The 17,537-nt window shown below is 66.7% G+C and carries 13 protein-coding genes; 7 read left to right on the forward strand and 6 right to left on the reverse strand.

Annotated features, from left to right (window positions below; genetic code table 11):
• Together H5T77_RS18240 and H5T77_RS18245 are read left to right on the forward strand one after the other, a co-directional pair.
• On the forward strand, positions 1–806 hold an 806-nt coding region (locus tag H5T77_RS18240; RefSeq protein WP_292651624.1), incomplete at its 5' end, for a thioesterase II family protein.
• 108 nt (positions 807–914) lie between these two features.
• Positions 915–4,010, forward strand: coding sequence for an AMP-binding protein (locus tag H5T77_RS18245; protein WP_292651625.1), 3,096 nt, complete (start codon positions 915–917; stop codon positions 4,008–4,010).
• A gap of 67 nt (positions 4,011–4,077) precedes the next feature.
• Here H5T77_RS18245 and H5T77_RS18250 read toward each other — a convergent pair whose 3' ends face one another.
• Complete coding sequence (locus H5T77_RS18250) at positions 4,078–4,887, reverse strand: SAM-dependent methyltransferase (protein ID WP_292651627.1); 810 nt, start codon at positions 4,885–4,887, stop codon at positions 4,078–4,080.
• Between the two features lie 140 nt (positions 4,888–5,027).
• Here H5T77_RS18250 and H5T77_RS18255 point away from each other — a divergent pair, with 140 nt between their 5' ends.
• Positions 5,028–6,254 carry a cytochrome P450 gene (locus H5T77_RS18255; RefSeq protein WP_292651629.1) on the forward strand — a complete coding sequence of 409 codons (1,227 nt, stop codon included), beginning with the start codon at positions 5,028–5,030 and terminating at the stop codon, positions 6,252–6,254.
• Between the two features lie 643 nt (positions 6,255–6,897).
• Here H5T77_RS18255 and H5T77_RS18260 read toward each other — a convergent pair.
• Complete coding sequence (locus H5T77_RS18260) at positions 6,898–7,434, reverse strand: DUF1697 domain-containing protein (RefSeq protein WP_292651630.1); 537 nt, start codon at positions 7,432–7,434, stop codon at positions 6,898–6,900.
• Positions 7,435–7,537: 103 nt separating this feature from the next.
• On the opposite strand from H5T77_RS18260, the gene H5T77_RS18265 reads away from it, so the two are divergent.
• A complete protein-coding gene (locus tag H5T77_RS18265) occupies positions 7,538–8,188 on the forward strand; it encodes a flavodoxin family protein (RefSeq protein ID WP_292651631.1) in 651 nt (216 codons plus the stop codon).
• Positions 8,189–8,209: 21 nt separating this feature from the next.
• On the forward strand, positions 8,210–9,565 hold the full coding sequence (locus tag H5T77_RS18270; protein WP_292651633.1) for a cytochrome P450: 1,356 nt from the start codon (positions 8,210–8,212) through the stop codon (positions 9,563–9,565).
• Here the strand turns inward: H5T77_RS18270 and H5T77_RS18275 are convergent.
• The 3 genes from H5T77_RS18275 to H5T77_RS18285 all read right to left on the reverse strand — a co-directional run bounded on the left by H5T77_RS18275 (position 9,562) and on the right by H5T77_RS18285 (position 14,667).
• Positions 9,562–10,065 (reverse strand): Rrf2 family transcriptional regulator, encoded by a 504-nt coding sequence (locus H5T77_RS18275; RefSeq protein ID WP_292651635.1) that lies wholly within the window; start codon positions 10,063–10,065, stop codon positions 9,562–9,564. The two genes, H5T77_RS18270 and H5T77_RS18275, sit on opposite strands and share 4 nt — an antisense overlap.
• 151 nt (positions 10,066–10,216) lie before the next feature.
• Positions 10,217–13,381: an amino acid adenylation domain-containing protein gene (locus H5T77_RS18280; RefSeq protein ID WP_292651637.1), complete on the reverse strand. Its 3,165-nt coding sequence runs from the start codon at positions 13,379–13,381 to the stop codon at positions 10,217–10,219.
• A complete protein-coding gene (locus H5T77_RS18285) occupies positions 13,378–14,667 on the reverse strand; it encodes a serine hydroxymethyltransferase (protein WP_292651639.1) in 1,290 nt (429 codons plus the stop codon). The genes H5T77_RS18280 and H5T77_RS18285 overlap by 4 nt, the downstream gene beginning before the upstream one ends.
• A 205-nt stretch (positions 14,668–14,872) precedes the next feature.
• On the opposite strand from H5T77_RS18285, the gene H5T77_RS18290 reads away from it, so the two are divergent.
• Positions 14,873–16,324: an MFS transporter gene (locus tag H5T77_RS18290; protein ID WP_292651641.1), complete on the forward strand. Its 1,452-nt coding sequence runs from the start codon at positions 14,873–14,875 to the stop codon at positions 16,322–16,324.
• 31 nt (positions 16,325–16,355) lie between these two features.
• Complete coding sequence (locus H5T77_RS18295; protein WP_292651642.1) at positions 16,356–17,048, forward strand: thioesterase II family protein; 693 nt, start codon at positions 16,356–16,358, stop codon at positions 17,046–17,048.
• Positions 17,049–17,061: 13 nt separating this feature from the next.
• Here the strand turns inward: H5T77_RS18295 and H5T77_RS18300 are convergent, their stop codons facing one another.
• Complete coding sequence (locus tag H5T77_RS18300) at positions 17,062–17,502, reverse strand: MarR family transcriptional regulator (protein ID WP_292651644.1); 441 nt, start codon at positions 17,500–17,502, stop codon at positions 17,062–17,064.
• Positions 17,503–17,537: the final 35 nt, after the last annotated feature.

Raw genomic sequence — 17,537 nt, forward strand, 5'->3', positions numbered from 1 at the left:
TCGCGAGCTACCTCGACACCGACGGCTCCACCAGCCACCTGAAGCGGTTGGTACGTCTGTCCCTCGCCGACACAACGGCGGAGGTTCGTTTGGTGTGCGTGCCTTACGGCGGTGGGAACGCGATCGCCTATCAGCCGTTGGCCGACCAGCTCGGCGATGCCGTGGAGGTCTTGTCGGTGAATCTGCCGGGGCACGACCTGGCCGACGGGTCACCCATGCTGCCCATCTCCCAGGTGGCCGACCAAGTGGCGGCGGAGCTCAGTCAGCTGCCGGAGATGCCCACGGCCGTGTACGCACAGTGTGCCGGCTGCGCAACCGCAGATCGGCTCGCCCGGGCGATGCGGCGCGATGGGATTCGACTGGACGCGGTGTTCATGGGAGCGGCGCTGCCAGACCGCGATCCGCACGCATCGATGGCGCTGGTCAGGGACGGTGACGATGCGCTGCTGCTGGGCCACATGCGTGGCCTGGGCGGATTCGACGGGGTCTTGGACGACTCGGACATCACTCGCATCTTGAAGGTTGTGCGGCACGACCTGCAGGAGATGGTCCGGATGTACCTCACCGACCTCGAGCACCCTCCCGTGCCGTTGGATGTGCCGGTCCACTGCGTGGTGGGCGGGGCAGACCCCGCGACCGAGGGCTTCCAGGACCGGTACGGCGACTGGGGACGGCTGGGCAGTCCGGTGAGCCTGTCCGTGCTGCCCACAGGTGATCACTACTTCTGCACCACAGATCCGGCCGGTTTGGCGACTCACATCCGCACGAGACTAGGGCTGACGTCGTCAACGACTTCAGCCACCTAGGAGACCAGCATGGACTTTCTGCAGCGGTGGGAAAGCAAGTCACTCGATGACCGTCGTAGTGCGTTCGGGATCGAACCGCAAACCACGCTGGATGATCCAGGCTCCGTGGTGCCCGTGACCCCGACCCAGGAGGCGATCCTCGCCAGCGAGGCAGAGGCGGCGCCGCTGAGCCCCTACACGCTCACGACGGCGTTCGACGTGAACGGTGCGGTCGACGTGGACCTGCTGGCGCGAGCTGTCGAGGAGACGCTGAAGGCCCACCCTGTGCTCAACACCGCATACCGGTCCACTGTTGAAGGCAGCGAGTCATACCTGGTGGCGGCGGCCGAAGTCGAGGTCGTCCGCGACGTCGACCTCGACACCTGGACACGCCGCATCGCATCGGAGCCGATCGACCCCCACGCCGGACCGTGCACCAAGGCGTGGGTGCTGCAGGCACCCGACGCAGGTTCACGAGCACCCGACGGTGCCGTGTCGACCTCGCTGGTGGTCAAGACCCATCACGTGGTGGCCGACGGTCAGTCGATCGCCACCGTGGCTGAGCAGATCTGTGCGCGGTACAACGGGCGAGCCATCGAGACGTCCGACCATTTCCGGGGACTGGTTCACGCCGGAACGGTCTCCACCGACGAGGAACTCAGCGAACAGGCCCTGACCTGGTGGCGAGAGCACCTGGGCTCGGCCACTCCGGCCCACTTCCCACCGGATCGGCCCTCGAGGAACGACGCTTCCCGGTTTCGTGGTGGCCATCGCTCGTTCCGCGTGGACGAGACGGCGTGGGCGGAGTCCATCGCAGCTGCGGGCCGGGAGTCGGCTGGACCGTCGGCGTTGTTGATGTTGGCGGTGGCGGCCGTCTGCGGTCGCTACAGCGGTGAGTGGGACACAGTCGTGGGCCTGTCGGTGTCCGGGCGCAGGTCTGCTCGGTTGTCCTCGACGGTGGGCCCTTTCGCCGACAGCCTTCCGATTCGGGTCGAGCTCGACCCGACGGAATCGGCTTCGGCCGCGTTGGCGCGAGTCGCAGCCGGCCCGGCCAGCGGGAACGTCGAGCACGAGGTTCCGTTCTCGTCATTGGTACGTGCCCTGAGCCCACGCCGTGAGGGGGGCCTGAATCCTCTCTACAACGTGCTGGTGACCACTGACGCCGCGGACTCGCAGCCCTTGTCCTTGGCAGGTGGGGCGAGCATGGCACCGCGCCCCGTGATGAACGACACCGCCAGGGTTCCGTTCCAGGTGACGGCGGCGAACACCCCCACCGGGGACGTCGACCTGCGCATCGACTACGCAGAATCGATGTTCACCACCAAGTTCATCGAGCAGATCGGTGACGACCTCGTCCAAGCATTGAGCGACGTGGCGTGCGGTGGGTCCGTAGGTGATCTGGGGCGCCGGGGTTCGGGCGCGGACTTGGGGACGGTGGATGCCGAACCCGCCGTCGACGTCGACGAACTGTTCCTCAGATCGGTGGATGAGATGGGGGAGCAGATCGCTGTCGAACGAGGCCAGGTTCGCCTCACCTACACCGAGGTCGCCGATCGGGTGGCGCGCCTGCGGGCGGAACTGCTCGAGTGCGGTGCTGCGACGGCGTTGGTGACTGCTGAGCATGGGCCGGACCTCGTCGTGGCCCTGCTGGGATGCCTCGCGGCGGGGGTCGCCTACGTCCCGGTCAGCGACTCTCTGCCCGACAGTCGCGTCGAGGCGATCAGGAGCAAGGCACGAACGGACGTGGAGATCGGCTCCGGTGCCGACGGGCTACGAGTAGCACCTCGCATGAACAGCGGGACTGAGCCGAAGCTGTCCCCAGAGCGGGCATACGCGATGTTCACCTCGGGGTCCACAGGAGAGCCGAAGGCGGTGTGGGTGGGACGTGAAGCGCTGGCTGAGCATGTCCGCGCGGCGTCGAAGGCGGAGTTCGTACGAGCTGGCGAACGAATGCTGGCTCTGACCAGCCCTACCTTCGACATCTCCATCGATGAGCTCCTGCTCCCGCTGGTCTGTGGGGCGAGCATCGTCTTCCCCGAGGGTGGGCACGGACTCGGCGGAGTCTCGGACGCGGTCGCCGAGATCCGTCGCGGCAATGTCGACGTCGTCCATGGGACGCCAAGCATGATGGCGGCGCTCTTCGCTGAGGGGTGGGGCCCGGAGTCGAAGGTCGCCCGGGTCATCGTCGGCGGCGAGCGACTGGGTCTGTCCATGGCCAAGGAGCTGTTGCTCCGCAGCCGTGACGCCCGCAACGTGTACGGGCCCACGGAAGCAACGATCTGGGCGACTCAGTTCCGGTTGCGTGATGACCTCGCCGCCGACCCGCCCATCGGGACACCTCTGCCGGGATACGTTGTCCGCCTCGTCAGCTCCTCGCGCACCGAACCCGTGGCGCCCCGAGAGGTCGGACGCGTACTGATCGGTGGCCCGGCGTTGGCACACGGGTACGGGGAACAGCCCGCGCTCACCGCCGAGAAGTTCGTCGTGGCTGAGGGTGTGCGCTGGTATGACACCGGCGACCAGGCGAAGGTCGTCGACGGCCAGGTCGTGTTCCTGGGACGCTCGGACGAACAGGTCAAGGTGCGCGGCCACCGGGTGGAGCTGGGGGAGTACGAGACGATCGCGTCCGCGGTGGCAGGGGCCGGACCGGCAGCCGCTGCATGCGACGGAGAGCGTGTCTATCTCCTGGTCAAGGGGTCCCCGGACCCGAGCGCGCTCCACGCGGCCTTCTCGAGGATGCCACGCGCGATCCGGCCTGATGTGGTGACCGTGACCGCTGACGCCGTGCCCCTGACCCCGAACGGCAAAGTCGACAGACTCGCGGTCATCGCTGCTGCCAAAGCGAGCGCTGCCTCATCAAGCGCTGCCTCATCAAGCGCTGCCTCATCAAGCGCTGCCTCATCATGGGACCTGGAGGTCGGCACCGAGGCCTCAACAGGTGTGGCCGCTGAGGACGAGAGCCCTGTGGATGACGATCTGGCCGAGCTCGAGCGGTGGGTGTTGGAACTGTGGGACATGCTCTTGCAGCGCTCGGTGTCGCGCACGGCGAACCTGTTCGACGAGGGCGGCCACTCCTTGATCCTGGCCAGGACCGTCGCCGCGGCTCGATCGGACCTCGGAGTGTCGTTGCGGATGAGTGAGATGTACGACGATCCGACCGCGGCGGGAATCGCGTTGCGCCTCAAGGCGGCGGCATTGGCGGAGTTCTCGCCGGGAAGCGATTAGCGGGCCGAGCATGACGAAGGCACGCGCGGAAGGGCTCCGCGCGTGCCTTTCGTTCAAGGCGGGGGTTCTACCGCGGGCAAGGCTCCTTGATCCCCACCCCCGCGACCGCACGCTTGAACGCTACGAGGTCCGGGTCCGGTGGGGTGTCAGGCCGCCAGGCCGGGGTGGAGACGAGACCCGGCTCGAGGAGGCGGTAGCCGTCGAAGAAGCGCAGCACGTCCCGCTCGAATCTGGGGAACATCGGCTGGATGTGCTCGCGATACATGCTGAGCACCTCTTCGGCTCCCGCCGGCCAGTCCTCCGAGGTCAGGGCGTGTGACAGCACGAGGTGGCTGCCGTCTGCACAGCTGTCTCGGAACGCTGCAACGGCCGCCCAGGGGTCGGTGTCGGTGGGCACGAACGGAAGGACGCCAGTCAGGACGACGGCGATCGGCTCGTCGAAGTTCAGTACCCCGGCCGCCCTGGCAGCCTCGAGCGTGCCACGGGGATCGGACACGTTGCCACGGATGAAGCCCACCGCCGGGAGCCCCGCGACGACGAGGTCCCACGCCTGTTCCACCTCGGGTTCGACATCGACGTACAGCACCCGGGCCTCGGGCTGGTGCTCGGCGATGACCTCGTGCAGGTTTGGCGTGTCGAGGGTGGGGAAGGAGCAGCCCAGGTCCAGGAACTGCCGCACCCCGTGCTGACTGGCCAGCGTCCGGCAGGCTCTGAGCATGAAGTCGCGGTTCTCCCGGGCCACGAACGGGGTTCCGGGATTGATCTCCAGGAGTCGCCCGTAGGCCGAATGGTCAGCCTCGGAGAGATTGCCACCTCCGATCAGTGTGTCGTAGATTCGGCAAGCGTTCGCCCGGTCGAGATCCATGTCTTCGCGCATGTGAGATTCCCTTCGAGTCGTCTCGTCCCGCCAGTGTGTGACGCCACGACGCGAGCCACGGTTAATGCGTATGAGGCCTTGCTTCTCGGGGCGTAACCGCGTGTTGCGACGGTGGTCTCTCCAGCGAATTGGAGGGACGAATGACCGAGCAGCCGACTGTCGTAAAGCTTGAGAGCACCGACTTTGCCTCGCCCCAGACCATCTACGCCAAGACGGGGATCACCGAGGGTTGCGTGCGTGTGATCCTCCCGGACGGGATGCCCAGCTGGCTCGCCGTCGGGCATCGGGCGGTCGATGCCGTGCTCTCGCACCGCGACCTGGTCCGCAGCGCTGAGGCTGCCGATCCGACGATCAGGCGGTTTCTGTCCTTGGCGGGTGACTTCCCGCTCGCACAGCACATTCTCTTCGCCGACGACGAGGATCACCGGCGCATGAAGAGCGTGTTGAACGACGCCTTCACACGTAAGAACGTGGAGCCCCTTCGGCCGTGGATGACCACCTTCGTCGACGGACTCATCGACAAGTTCATCGAAGCAGGAAGAACCGACTACGTGACCTCGGTTGCGCTGCCGTTGCCGATCGCGGTGATCAGTCGGATTCTGGGTGTGGAGGAGACCGATCAGGCGGACTTCGAGGCCAACGCCTCGGTCATCACCGGGGTGGGAAACGACGGGGACCAAAGCGCCATCTTCACCGCCGGTACGTGGTTCTACGACTTCTCCGGGGAGCTGCTGGCCAGGCGCCGCGTCGAGCCCCGCGCGGACGTGATGACGACCATGGCTCGCGCCGTTGACGAGGGCCGCCTCAGCGAGGTCGAGGCTCGCTCGAACACCTTCCTCTTCCTGTCTGCCGGCTACGAGACGACGGTCAACCTGTTGGCCAACGGCCTGTTGGCGCTGTTGAGCCACCCCGAGCAGCTCAGCCGGGCCCTGGCCGACCGTGACGCCGAGTCGACCACACTGCTCGTGGAGGAGCTGTTGCGGTTCGACTCCCCGGTCTCTGCGATCACCTACCGCTTCGCCCGCTCAGAAGTCAGCATCGGTGAAGCGACGATCGCACCGGGCGAGCACGTGGCGATCGCCTTGCCCACGGCCAACCACGACGAGGCGGTGATCCAGTGCCCCGCGCGGCTGGACGTGGCCAGGAAGCCGAACCCGCACCTGAGCTTCGGCAAGTCGACGCACTTCTGCCTGGGCGCGCCGTTGGCGAGGTTGGAGGGCGAGGTCGCATTCCGGCGCACTCTGGACCGGCTCGAGGACTTGCGGCTCGATGCCCGAGCCGAGGACCTGGTCTGGCTGAACTCCATCACCGTGCATCGACTCACCTCGTTGCCCATCCGGTTCGCCCCGGCGGTCCGAGTGGGCTGAGGCTGAGCGTCGCCCCCATCTCAGTGGGATACGAACTCTGGGATGGGGGGCCGTGGGCCCAGCGAGGCGACCGTCACCACGTGGGGCTGCCCTGCCTGCGGCTGGACCAGGTGTGAGCTCAGCCGCACTGCACCCACCTGCACGTCGTCCAGGTGAGGTTCTCCAGCGCTGACGACCCCGAAGTCGTCGACGCTGCACATTCCCAGCTTCACAAGACACTCCTTGCGTGTCCACAGCCGAAGCCGACCCAAGGCGTCCGCATCGCGTTCCCGGCGGGTCAAGCAGGAGTCCGGAACATCGGCTCCGGCCCCCACGGGTTCCAGATCCACAGCGACTCGAACACTGCCGGCTGCCGCGGCGACCAGGCTCCGGCGACGCGTGGCCGACAACCACAGGTCGCCACTTCGGGGCTGGCCGTGCGCCGTCGAGCCGCACTGAGTGCATTCCCGCGTGATCAGGACATGTGGAGCCGGCACGTCGAGCACACGACTGGCCGCTTCGCCTGTCAGCCACCTCGAGGTCAAGAACGACTTGGCATCCTCGGGGTCGGTGAACTTCGAAGCCAGCTCTCGGTCGCGTTGCGTTGCCCCGGCGGTCGAGTGCCGCGCTGCTGGGAGGGCGAGCAGGCACACCGCGGGCCGGACTACCTCCAAGTTGCTGCCGCCTTCAACAGCCGGTCGATGGAGCCACGGGTCCTCGTCGTGGCCACTCCACCCGTGGCCCGCTCCAGCTCGAAGGTGGGACTCCCTGCGGAGTTGCGGGGTTTGCGGATCAGGCTCAAGGCGATCCCGTCTCCGATGTGGAGCACGTCGACGTCGTCCTTGGAGTTGGTCCACGGCATCGACCAACTCGGCTTCTTCCCGCCCTGGAAGAACGTCACGGTCTCGCGGTAGGTGCGGGGCGACTCGTGCTTCTCGAACACCCCCAGGGCCAGGAGACCTTCGAGATCCGCGAGCGGCCTGACGATGGCTGCGTCGGCGTACCCCGCCACAGCCACCAACTCACCGGCGGCCGCAGCCACAACGCCCTCGGGATCCTCAGCCTTGAACAACACCGTTCCGTTGGTCTGGAACGACTTCACCTGCGCGGCACCGCCCGCCTTGAGGGCACCCTCCAACTGCTCTCGGTTCGGCGACCCGGCGTGACCGAGATTGAGGTTTCGGTAGAAAACGACGTGCATCATGACCTCCTGGAGCGACACTCTTGCGGCGTGGTCAACGGCCAGAGCGGACGCTGACGGAGGGGTTAACCGAGACCTTACCGAGCCTCCACATGCTGCGACCATGGCCAAGCAACGTGAGCGGATCAAGTTCATCGGGATCAACGGGTCCGAGCGTGCTGAGGGCAACGGGGCCCACGCCTACGGGTTCCTCGAGACGGTCCTCTCCGAAGAAGGCGTGGACCTCGAGGTCGTCAATGTCTGGGACATGGACCTGCGACCGTGCGGAGCCTGCGGTGACTGCAACTTCCGCAGTTCGCCGTGTGAGGTCGATGACGCACTTCCCGGCCTGATCCCGAAGCTCGCTGCCTGCGATGGGGTGATCTTCTCGGCACCGGTGCACGGGTTCGGGCCCAGCCCGACGTTGCCGACCTTCATCGAGCGCATCGGCACCGGACACCTGCGCTTCGACAGAGTGCTGACCAACAAGGTTGGCGGGGCGTTCGTCACCGGCCGGCGCTACTCCCACGTCGAGACCTACAACTATCTGCTCCAGCATCTCCTGCTCAACCGGATGATCCTGCCTGGCGCGGGATTCCCGCCGGTGCTCTTCGGTGATGCCGCGGGTGAGGTGCTCGAGGACACCGAGGGGATGGAGATGCTGCGGCGCATGGCCGTGCGCATGGCTCGTCTTGCCCGCCTGCTTCAGCACTACGCCGAACTGGGCGGACACGATCTCTTGGCCGAAGAGAGCTTCAGCGAACGCGATCGCTGACCAACAAGGAGGAGAAGATCGATGCTCGAAGAATGGAACATGGGGACGATCCCGCACCCTCCGGGCAGAGACCCGGAGCTGCTCGACGCTCCCAACTCGGATTTCGTCAAGCCGATGCAGAAGCTGTTCAGCTGGTCTCAGGAGCTGGGGCCCATCTTCGAGACCCAGGCGCCAGGATTCGGCATGGTCGTCGCATCGGGTTCGGACGTGTGCAAGGACCTGTTCGACGACAGCCGGTTCGAAAAGTTCGCGGGCTTCGGGATGGAGGCATTCAGACCGATCACCGGAGATGGGCTCTTCACCGCGCGCAACGACGAAGAGAACTGGGGTCTTGCGCACCGAGTTCTGCTGCCGGCGTTCTCGAAGGAGGCCCTGGCCCGCTACCACGAGCCGATGCGGGAGTCGGTGGAGAAGTTCATCGCCTACTGGCACGAGCAGCGCCAACCCGTCGACGTGGGCGGCGAGTCCACGAAGCTCTCGCTCGACATCATCGGGCGTGCCGGTTTCGGCTACGACTTCGGGACGATGGGGCCTGAGGCCGGCCGTCACCCCTACGTCGATGCCATGGTCGAGGCGCTGATGTTCAGTGTGTTGCCCCCGGACCTGCAGGAGCAGCGGCGGGAGGACTTCGAGGGTTGGGTGCGGCTGCTCAACAAGACGGTCGACGCCGTCATCGAAGAACGCAAGGGCAACCCCCACCACGAGCAGCGCGACCTGCTGGACGCGATGTTGAGGAACGTGGACCCGGAGACGGGGCGGACACTCCCTGAGGAGAACGTGCGCTACCAGATCACCACCTTCATGGTGGCCGGGTACGGCACCACTGCCTCGTTGATCTCGTTCGCGTTGATGTACCTCTACTCCCACCCCGAGGTCCTCCAGGAGGTGAGGCAGGAGGCCGCAGAGGTGCTCGAAGGGCAGAGCCCCACATTCGCCGAAGTGCCCAGGCTGCGGGCCTTGCGGCGGGTGATAGACGAGACGCTGCGTCTGTGGCCGCCCACACCGGCGTTCTTGCGGGTCGCGAAGGAGGACACCACCGTCGGCGGCGTCCACCAGGTGGCCAAGGGCGGATGGGCCGCGGTGCTGACCCGAGCTCTGCACCACGACGAGGCCTGGGGGCCGGACCGACACGAGTTCCGGCCCTCCCGGTTCCTGCCCGACGAGGTGAAGGCGCGCCCGGCGCACATCTACAAGCCGTTCGGTACGGGTCCTCGAATGTGCATCGGCCGCCAGTTCGCCATCCATTCGGCGACGCTGGCTCTCTCAGCGCTGACCACGGAGTTCGACCTGCAGCTCTCCGAAGAACCCTTGTCGGTCGCGGAGGGGGGCTTCTTCATCCCCGACAATCTGACCGCGACCTTGACCCCAAGGTCCTAACCGGACAGCGGGGCCAGCCATGGCTGCCCGGACTCCTTGGTGAGGATCTGGGCAGCCATGGACTCGCCACCTTGGTTGACTCGAAGGATGTCTTCGAGCATGAGCTCGATGGTGACCTCGCGGAGCACTTCGGCCACGCGCAGCTCAGCCAGACCGTAGACGGCCGTCAGCGTCTGGCTGATGCCGCCGCCGACCGGGCAGCTGAAGTCCGGAGGCGAGGCGTGAAGGTCGAAGGGTCCTGACAGGCCCAACGCGCTGTGCACGTCCAAGAGCGTGATCTCCGAGGCGGGGCGTGCCAACGCCCAGCCAGATCCAGGACCGCGCCCGGTACGCAGGATGCCTGCGTCTCGCACGCCGCCGAGAACCTTGCGGACTGAGACCGGGTTACTTCCAAGGCTCTTGGCGAGCTTGTCGGACGTGAGGAACTCCTTGCCCTCGCGGCGCCAGTACTCGAGCCAACACAGGGCATGTGAGGCGAGCGTCAACCGTGCATTCGACATGCGGGACCTCCCTGGCATCAGGATACGCGCCAATTCGGGCTGCCGCTCGATCGGGTGGTTGTCGAGTCATGCAGCCTGAGCGGCCGTGTTCTGATGCTTCCAGCTCCAGGAGGCCCCGCCCGACTGTCACCAACGTGATGGCCGAGTACGGCTAGGCGTTGGTGATGAGCTTGCACCGGTTGAGCATCTCCTGGCCGTGGCGCTCCAAGAGGGCGCGGGCCGCTGACCTGACGGTGGGGTGGATGAACATCGTCCGGGCGTCGACGTCGAACTCGGTCAAGGAGCTGAACCGCATCGTCGCCTTCGCCACGTCCAACGAGGTGCCTCCGACGTTGAAGAAGTTGTCGTCGCGCCCGATCCGGTGCCCGAGGAGACTCAGCCAGCAAGCCGACAAGACGACCTCGATGGCATCGCGCTCGACGGATCCATCGTCTTGGGACGCCGCGGCCGCGATGGCCTCGGCTGCGGTCGCTTGCAGGGTCAGGATGTCCACCTTCCCGTTCGGGGTGAGCGGGAACTGCGGAACCGCGATGATCCTTGCCGGCACCGCTGCGCGCGGGAGCAGGTTCGACGCGTGGGTCTTCATGGCGATCTCGCTCATCCCGACGTTGTCGCTCTTCGCGAAGGCGACCAGGGGTGACTCTGAGGCGTCGCCTGCTTGCACCACCACCGCGTCGTAGACCTCGGGCAGGGTCTTGAGTGCTTCGACCACTTCACCCAGCTCGATGCGTACGCCGTTGACCTTGACCTGGAAGTCCTTGCGGCCCATGATCTCGATGAGTCCGTCCGGCCTCCAGCGTCCCATGTCTCCTGTGGCGTACCGACGGGTGCCGGGGGTGGCCGTGTGCGAGAACTTCTCTGCGGTCTGGTCGGGGAGGTTCAGGTACCCCTCGGCCAGCCCGACCTCACTTTCGACGACCATCTCGCCTTCGACCCAGTCGGGCACTTCACGGCCGAGGGGGTCCAGCAACAGGTAACGCTGATTGCGCATGGGCAGCCCGTAGGGAACCGAGGGGCTCGACGCCGGGAAGTCGACGGGCACGGGATAGTAGACCGACCACACGCAGGTTTCAGCTGGGCCCCCCGACGCGATGAGGCGTGAGTCGGGTGCCAGCCGCGCCAGCCGGCTGGGCAGGTTCCCCGGGATCCGATCGCCCGCGAGGATGACCGTACGAAGGCTGGTGAGGGTCTCTCCTTGGGATTCGGCTGCGTCGAGCAGCAGGCTCAACAGCGCCGGGGTGGAGTTCCACACCGTGACCTGTTCGCGTTGGACGTCGTCGAGCCACCGCAGAGGGTCAACGAACGGCGGTGCCACAACCACCGTGCCGCCGAGGGCGGGCATGCCGAGCGCTTCGAACATGCCCAGGTCGAAGTGGAAGGGGGAGACGGCGTAGGCGACATCGGTGTGGTCGATCTTGCCGATCTCACTCTTGTGGGCGACCGCGTTCGCCACCCCGGTTTGCCCCACGACGACGCCCTTGGGCTGCCCGCTCGTGCCGGAGGTGTACACGACGTAGCAGGCCTCGGGGGGAGTGGCCGCGGTCTGGAGAGGCTCGTGCGCCTGGGCTTGGGTCACGTTGAGCACGGGGGCTTGCGTGAGCGAGGTGAGGGCTGAAGCCAGGGGTTCGTCGGCGATGACGAGAGCGGGGCGCGCCGAGTCGAGTGCACGCTGCAAGCGGGTCAGAGGTTGGTCCGGGTCCAGGGCGACGAACGTGCGGCCGGCGTAGTTCGCCGCCTGCGCCGCGATGAACTGCGCGGCCTGCTTCGGTAGCACGATCGCGACCGGGCCGTCATCGAGGGCGGATTCGGCGACAGCTCCGGCGACGTTCCTGGCAGCTCGAGCCAGCTCGGCGTAGGTCAGGGGAGTGCCGGTTTCGCTCACCAGCACCGTTGCCGTGGGTCGGGACTCGACCTGGCTCCAGAACGACTCACCCAAGGTGTTGCCTGGCACGGGCCCGGCCGTGCTGTTCGCGCGTGCCCGGGCGGCCGCCTGGTGCGGCGGGAGCTGGGCGATGCAGTCGCTGCTGGCCCAGATGTCGTCTCGTGACAGGTCACGGAAGACACGACCGAACTCGGTGAACATGTCCTCGATCAGACCATCTGGAAAGGCGCTTCGCCGGAAGTCCCAGCTCCAGGCCAAGGCGCCGTCGACCTCAGCCACTTGTACGTCGACGCTCACCTGCGGTGTCTTGGTGTTGGTGTAGGTCGAGACACCCAGGTCGGTGTGGTACCGGCGCGGGGGTTGGCCGAGCAGGCTGGTGAGCACGAACGGGAAGCTCACCTGCGTGGCCCCCGAGGCACGCGCCATCTCGCGAGCGACGTGGATGCCGCTGAACGCCGAGTGGGGCAAGTCGCTCCACAGCTGCCGTTGCACTGTCTGGGCACGCGTCGCGAACGAGTCGCCGGACCCGTCGACCTCTAGAAGGATCGTGCTGGTGAAGTCGCCCACCACTCCCGCGTACGCCTCGGACGCACGCGATGCCACAAAGGTGGGCACCGTGATGACGAACCTCTCGCCCGCACCCCATCGGCGCAGCACCTCACCGAGTGCTGCTGCGACGAGCGCTGTGCCGGCGACCCGTCGACCGCTGGCGGTCTTCTGGATCACGGCCCAGCCGTGAGCGTCCACCGCATCCTCCAAGCGCGTGAACTCCGTGCCCTCGCCCGATCCTCGAGGCAGTTGCGGAGCGGGGGGAAGACTCGGCAGGCGGTCGACCCAGTACTGCTCTGCTCGTCGCCAAGACGCTGACTCGTGGGTGGCACGTTCATGTGCCAGGACCCAGTCCCGGAACGACGCGTCGGGCACCGCCGGCAGGTCTTGGTCCAACAGGAGAGCTGCGAACTCCGGGACCAGCACCTGGTAGTAGCTCCACGCGTCGGCGATCAGCAGGTCCAGGCTGAAGTGGATGTGGGCGTTCTGGTCTGGCATCAACGACACCTGAACGTCCCACAGGGGGAACGTGTTGGCGTCGAACGTGTGATGCGACAAGTGGTCTCGTAGCTGGGTCAGGTTTTCCTCGGCCTGGTCGGGCGAGAGCTGGGACCAGTCGTTGAAGGTGAAGGTCCACGGGGATCCCGGGGGGAGCGTCTTCTGTGACGAGCGGTCGCCGGCGATCACCGTTCGTAGCGACGGATGCCGCTCCACGACCGTGTTCCAGGCGTCGCGAATCTTGTCTTCATCACCTGGCTGGTAGGGGCGTCGCCACTCCCAGTAGCCCTGGCAACCGACCTCGCCGAAGTCGACGCCCGTGCTGCGCCCGACCAGGTAGGCCTCCTGTGTGGCGGTGAGGGGAAACGAGTCGTTCGTCGCGGTCATGCCAGTACGCCTTTCTCCGAAGTGGTTTCTGCGTACCTGGTCCACAGCTGCGCCATCAGCGTTGCCGCTTGGGTGCGGGTCGTTTCGATCGTTCGCCGCAGCTGGCGAGCCTCTGCCTGTCTCAGGGCCGCGAGGACCGTCGCGACCATGTCCGCGACGAGAACTGCCTGGGCGTCTGAGGCGCCGAGCTGGGCAAGGCTGTTAAGCCCCAGTCGGATCCCGCTGGGTCGACTGGGTGGCCGGGGATCGTGGGGGATGGCGTTGCGGTTGACCAGGATCCCGGCTTCCTCGAGCGACCGCTCGGACTCCAAGCCGTAAAGTCCGGCCGCCGAGGTGTCGACCAGCACCATGTGCGTGTCGGTTCCGAACGTCACGATGTGGTGACCGTGGCCGGCCAGCCGGTCGGCGACGATACGTGCCAGCTCGACGATACGGACGGCGATCGCGCGGAACTCGGGGCTGGTCACATAGCCGAGCGCCCACGCTTTGGCTGCGACCGATGCGCCGTTCGGAGTGCCCTGGAGACCTGGGAAGACGGCCTGGTTGACCTGCTGGTGCAAGGCCTGAGCGTCTGCCACGTCCGACCCGCCCAGGATCAGTCCCCCGCGAGGCCCTGCGAGCTGCTTGTAGGTGCTCGTGGTGACGAGGTCCGCGTGGGGGATGGGGGACGGGTGCTGCCCAGCAACCACGAGTCCGCTGATGTGGGAGATGTCCGCGATGAGGAAAGCCCCGACTTCTCGTGCGATGTCTGAGAACGCTGCGAAGTCGATCCGCCGTGGATACGAGCTCGCGCCACAGATGATGAGAGCCGGCCGCACCTCCCGTGCTTGAGCACGGATCTGGTCATAGTCCAGGAGGCCCTCGCGGTCGACGTCGTAGTGGACGTACTCGAACCAGCGTGAGGTCTGTGACGCTCTCGCGCCGTGCGACAGATGACCGCCGGCCTTCAGAGCCATGGACAGCACCCGTGAACCAGGACTGACCAGCGCGGCCGTGGCGGCCTGGTTCGCCGTGGATCCCGAGTGCACCTGCACGTTCGCGAAGGACGCTCCGAAAGCCGAGCAAGCACGGGCTTGGGCCAGTTCCTCGACTCGGTCGAAGACCTCACATCCGGGGTGGAACCGCGCGCCTGGGTAACCCTCCGTGGTCAAGTCACCGAACTCGGAGCCGGCCAGCGCCCGCATCTCGGGGTGCCCGATCGACGTCGAGGCCACCAACGGAACCGCCGAGCGCGCTCGACGTACTTCGGCGCCGAGCAGCCCTGCGAGCGGTTCGTCGCGGGCCACATCTGTCTGGTGAACACCTATCGGACTCAGAACATCGGACATCTGCACCACCTCCGGGGCCATTCCTAGACCAGCCGGAGTAAAGGGGCGGTGGGCCCGGCGTCGGTCGCTGCCGGATCACTAACCGATTCGTAACCGACCTCGCTGATGGTGTCGGCGTGTACGCAATTTCGCGGGCTCAAAGCCTGCCAACAAAGGAGACAACGTGAGCTCGCCGAACGATGACACGACGGTGGATGCGCAGAAGGCGGAGCGGGGGAGTGAGAACACGCCGAACCCGAAGCGATGGACGATCCTGTGGGTACTCGCCGTCGTTCAGTTCATCATCTTCCTGGACGCGACCATCGTGAATGTCGCGCTTCCGTCGATCCGTGACGACCTCGAGATGTCCAACGCCATGCTCACCTGGGTGGTCAACGGGTACCTCCTGGCAGCGGGAGGTCTCCTCCTGATGGGTGGTCGACTCGGGGATGTCATCGGACGACGCAAGGTGTTCGTCGCCGGTGCTCTCATGTTCGGCGTGGCCTCCGTCGTCGCTGCCACGTCGACCTCTGCCGAGGTCCTGCTGGGCGCGAGGGTTCTTCAGGGTGTCGCCGAGGCCCTCGCGGCGCCGGCGGCGCTGGGCATCATCGCCCTGACGTTCGCCGACCCCAAGGAACTCCAGAAGGCCTTCGGCATCTGGGGCGGACTGTCCGGCCTGGGGTCCGTAGCCGGCGTGCTCTTGGGCGGGGTGCTGGTCGACCTCATCAGCTGGCGTTGGATCTTCTGGATCAACGTGCCCCTGGCGATCATCCCGGCAGTGCTGGTCTTCGGGCTGGTGGCCGAGTCGAAGATGCAGGGCAAGATCTCCGACGGACCCCTGAGCGCCCTGCTGGTCACCGGAGGCACCGTGTCGCTGGTGCATGGCATCCTCCAGATCGCCGAGCACGGCCTGGTGTCGGGTGCCACCCTCACCCCGCTGCTCGTCGGGCTGGCGCTCTTGGCAGCCTTCGTCATGCTGCAGGCCCGGTCCTCGACGCCGCTGCTGCCACTGAGCTTCCTCCAGGACGGTGTCCGGGCGGCGGGCTACGTAGGTCTGGGCCTGCTCAACGCAGCGACCGCTGGCATGTTCTTCCTGCTGGTCCTGTACATGCAGGCGCTGCTGGGCTACTCGCCCTTGCAGAACGGACTCGCGTGGGTGCCCTACTGCATCGTGTTCATGATCGGCATCCAGCAGGCCATCAAGAGGATGCCCACAGTCGGCGTCCGCGGCGTCATGGTGACGGGCCTGTGCGTGGCTGCTGTCGGCATGGCGCTCTTGGCCTCGCGCCCCTTCGGCGACGGCTTCTGGGAAGGTCTCTTGCCGGGCATGATCCTCGTCGGTCTCGGCGGCGGCGTGACCTTCCCCGCCGCACAGACCGCGGCACTGACGAACCTCACCATGCAAGACGCTGGACTGGGTTCGGGCATCGTCACCACACTCGGGCAGCTGGGCCAGGCGATCGGTCTGGCCACCTTGACGGCGATCGCCTTGGGGGTGGGCACGAACGGAGCCTTCGACGAAAGCACCATCGGAAGCTCCATGTGGGTGTCCACAGGCATCCTCGTGGTTGCGGCCGTAAGCGCGGCACTGGTTCTGAGGGGAAATCGGGCGGATGCGGGCAAGGTTCCTGCATGAGATATCCGGCGGGCGGGCGGGGACCACGGTCGTGGTCTTTCCGCCCGCCGGCCGCGGCGCGTACAGCTTCGTGGGCAGGCTCAGCAGTCCACATCGCGCGATGGCGGTCGTGCTCCCTGGCCGGGAGAGGCGCCTGGGCGAACCCCTTTCCTCGCGCATCTCACAGCTGATCGGCCCGTTGTGCGACGAGCTGGAGACACTCGCCGCTCGTGGAAGGCTCCTGCTGCATGGCCACAGTCTGGGCGCCTACGTCGCCCATGCTGCCGTGAAGGAGCTGCAGGGACGCGGCGTCGAGGTCGACGGGCTCGGGGTCGCAGCGGCTGAAGCCCCGGTTCAACCACCCGCTCTCGTGAGGCACGAGCTCGACGACGAGAGCTTTGCCGCAGCGATCAGCACGCTGGGAGGAACGCCGCCGGAGGTGTTCGCAGAGCCATCGCTGCGGGCGATGTTCCTGCCCGTTCTGCGTGCGGACTTCGCTCTGGCCGAGACCTACGCGCCTGGCCTGGAGCCGGTGAGCTGCCCGATCTCTGCCAGCTACGGACTCGAGGACAGGGACGTCGACCCCGAGGGGGTCAAGCGGTGGGTCGAGCTCACGACCGGGCCTTTCGAAGTGACCGGATACCGCGGTGACCACTTCTTCCCCGACCAACACCTCGACGATCTGTGCGCCAACCTCGACAACCTCGCGGCCGGCGGCCCGCTGCGCGATCCGGGCCGGTACTGAGGCTCGCCGCGATCTACTCAGGTGTCTGGTGCAGGCCATCGACAGCCCGCGCGATACGGTCGAGCTCCCCTCGAAGGCGGCCCCAATCGACCTCGCCGGCGGCGGCCTCGATCTCCTCCACCCAGCCGCGGTGCATGGCCTGGATCGTGGCTAGTGTGGCCGTGCCGGCTGCGGTCGTGGCGAGCAGCGGCGACCGTCGGTGGCGAGGATTCTCGTCGTAGCGTGCCAGGCCTGCGCGGACCAGCTCGTCGGCCACGCGCTGGACACTTTGGCGTTGGAGGCCGAGCTTGCGGGCGATGTCCGGCACGGTGGCGCCGTCGCCGGCAGTCTGGAGGACCATCCGGCGGGAGTGTGTTTGGCCTGTGGTTGCGGAGATTCGTTCGCTTGCCTCGCGCAGGATCCGATTCGCATCGAAGATGGCGTGTAGTGCCGCGTCGACATCGGCATCCGTCATGACGCTCTCCTTTTGACAGGGTCCTGTCAGTTTCC

This window comes from Nocardioides sp. (genome assembly GCF_014360585.1).
In the GTDB taxonomy this organism is placed as follows: Bacteria; Actinomycetota; Actinomycetes; order Propionibacteriales; family Nocardioidaceae; genus Nocardioides.

Excerpts from the sequence above, each read along its gene's own strand:
- H5T77_RS18250 (WP_292651627.1), bottom strand. The coding sequence starts at position 4,887 with ATGCGCGAAGACATGGATCTCGACCGGGCGAACGCTTGCCGAATCTAC.
- H5T77_RS18255 (WP_292651629.1), top strand. The coding sequence starts at position 5,028 with ATGACCGAGCAGCCGACTGTCGTAAAGCTTGAGAGCACCGACTTTGCC.
- H5T77_RS18260 (WP_292651630.1), bottom strand. The coding sequence starts at position 7,434 with ATGCACGTCGTTTTCTACCGAAACCTCAATCTCGGTCACGCCGGGTCG.
- H5T77_RS18265 (WP_292651631.1), top strand. The coding sequence starts at position 7,538 with ATGGCCAAGCAACGTGAGCGGATCAAGTTCATCGGGATCAACGGGTCC.
- H5T77_RS18270 (WP_292651633.1), top strand. The coding sequence starts at position 8,210 with ATGCTCGAAGAATGGAACATGGGGACGATCCCGCACCCTCCGGGCAGA.
- H5T77_RS18275 (WP_292651635.1), bottom strand. The coding sequence starts at position 10,065 with ATGTCGAATGCACGGTTGACGCTCGCCTCACATGCCCTGTGTTGGCTC.
- H5T77_RS18280 (WP_292651637.1), bottom strand. The coding sequence starts at position 13,381 with ATGACCGCGACGAACGACTCGTTTCCCCTCACCGCCACACAGGAGGCC.
- H5T77_RS18300 (WP_292651644.1), bottom strand. The coding sequence starts at position 17,502 with ATGACGGATGCCGATGTCGACGCGGCACTACACGCCATCTTCGATGCG.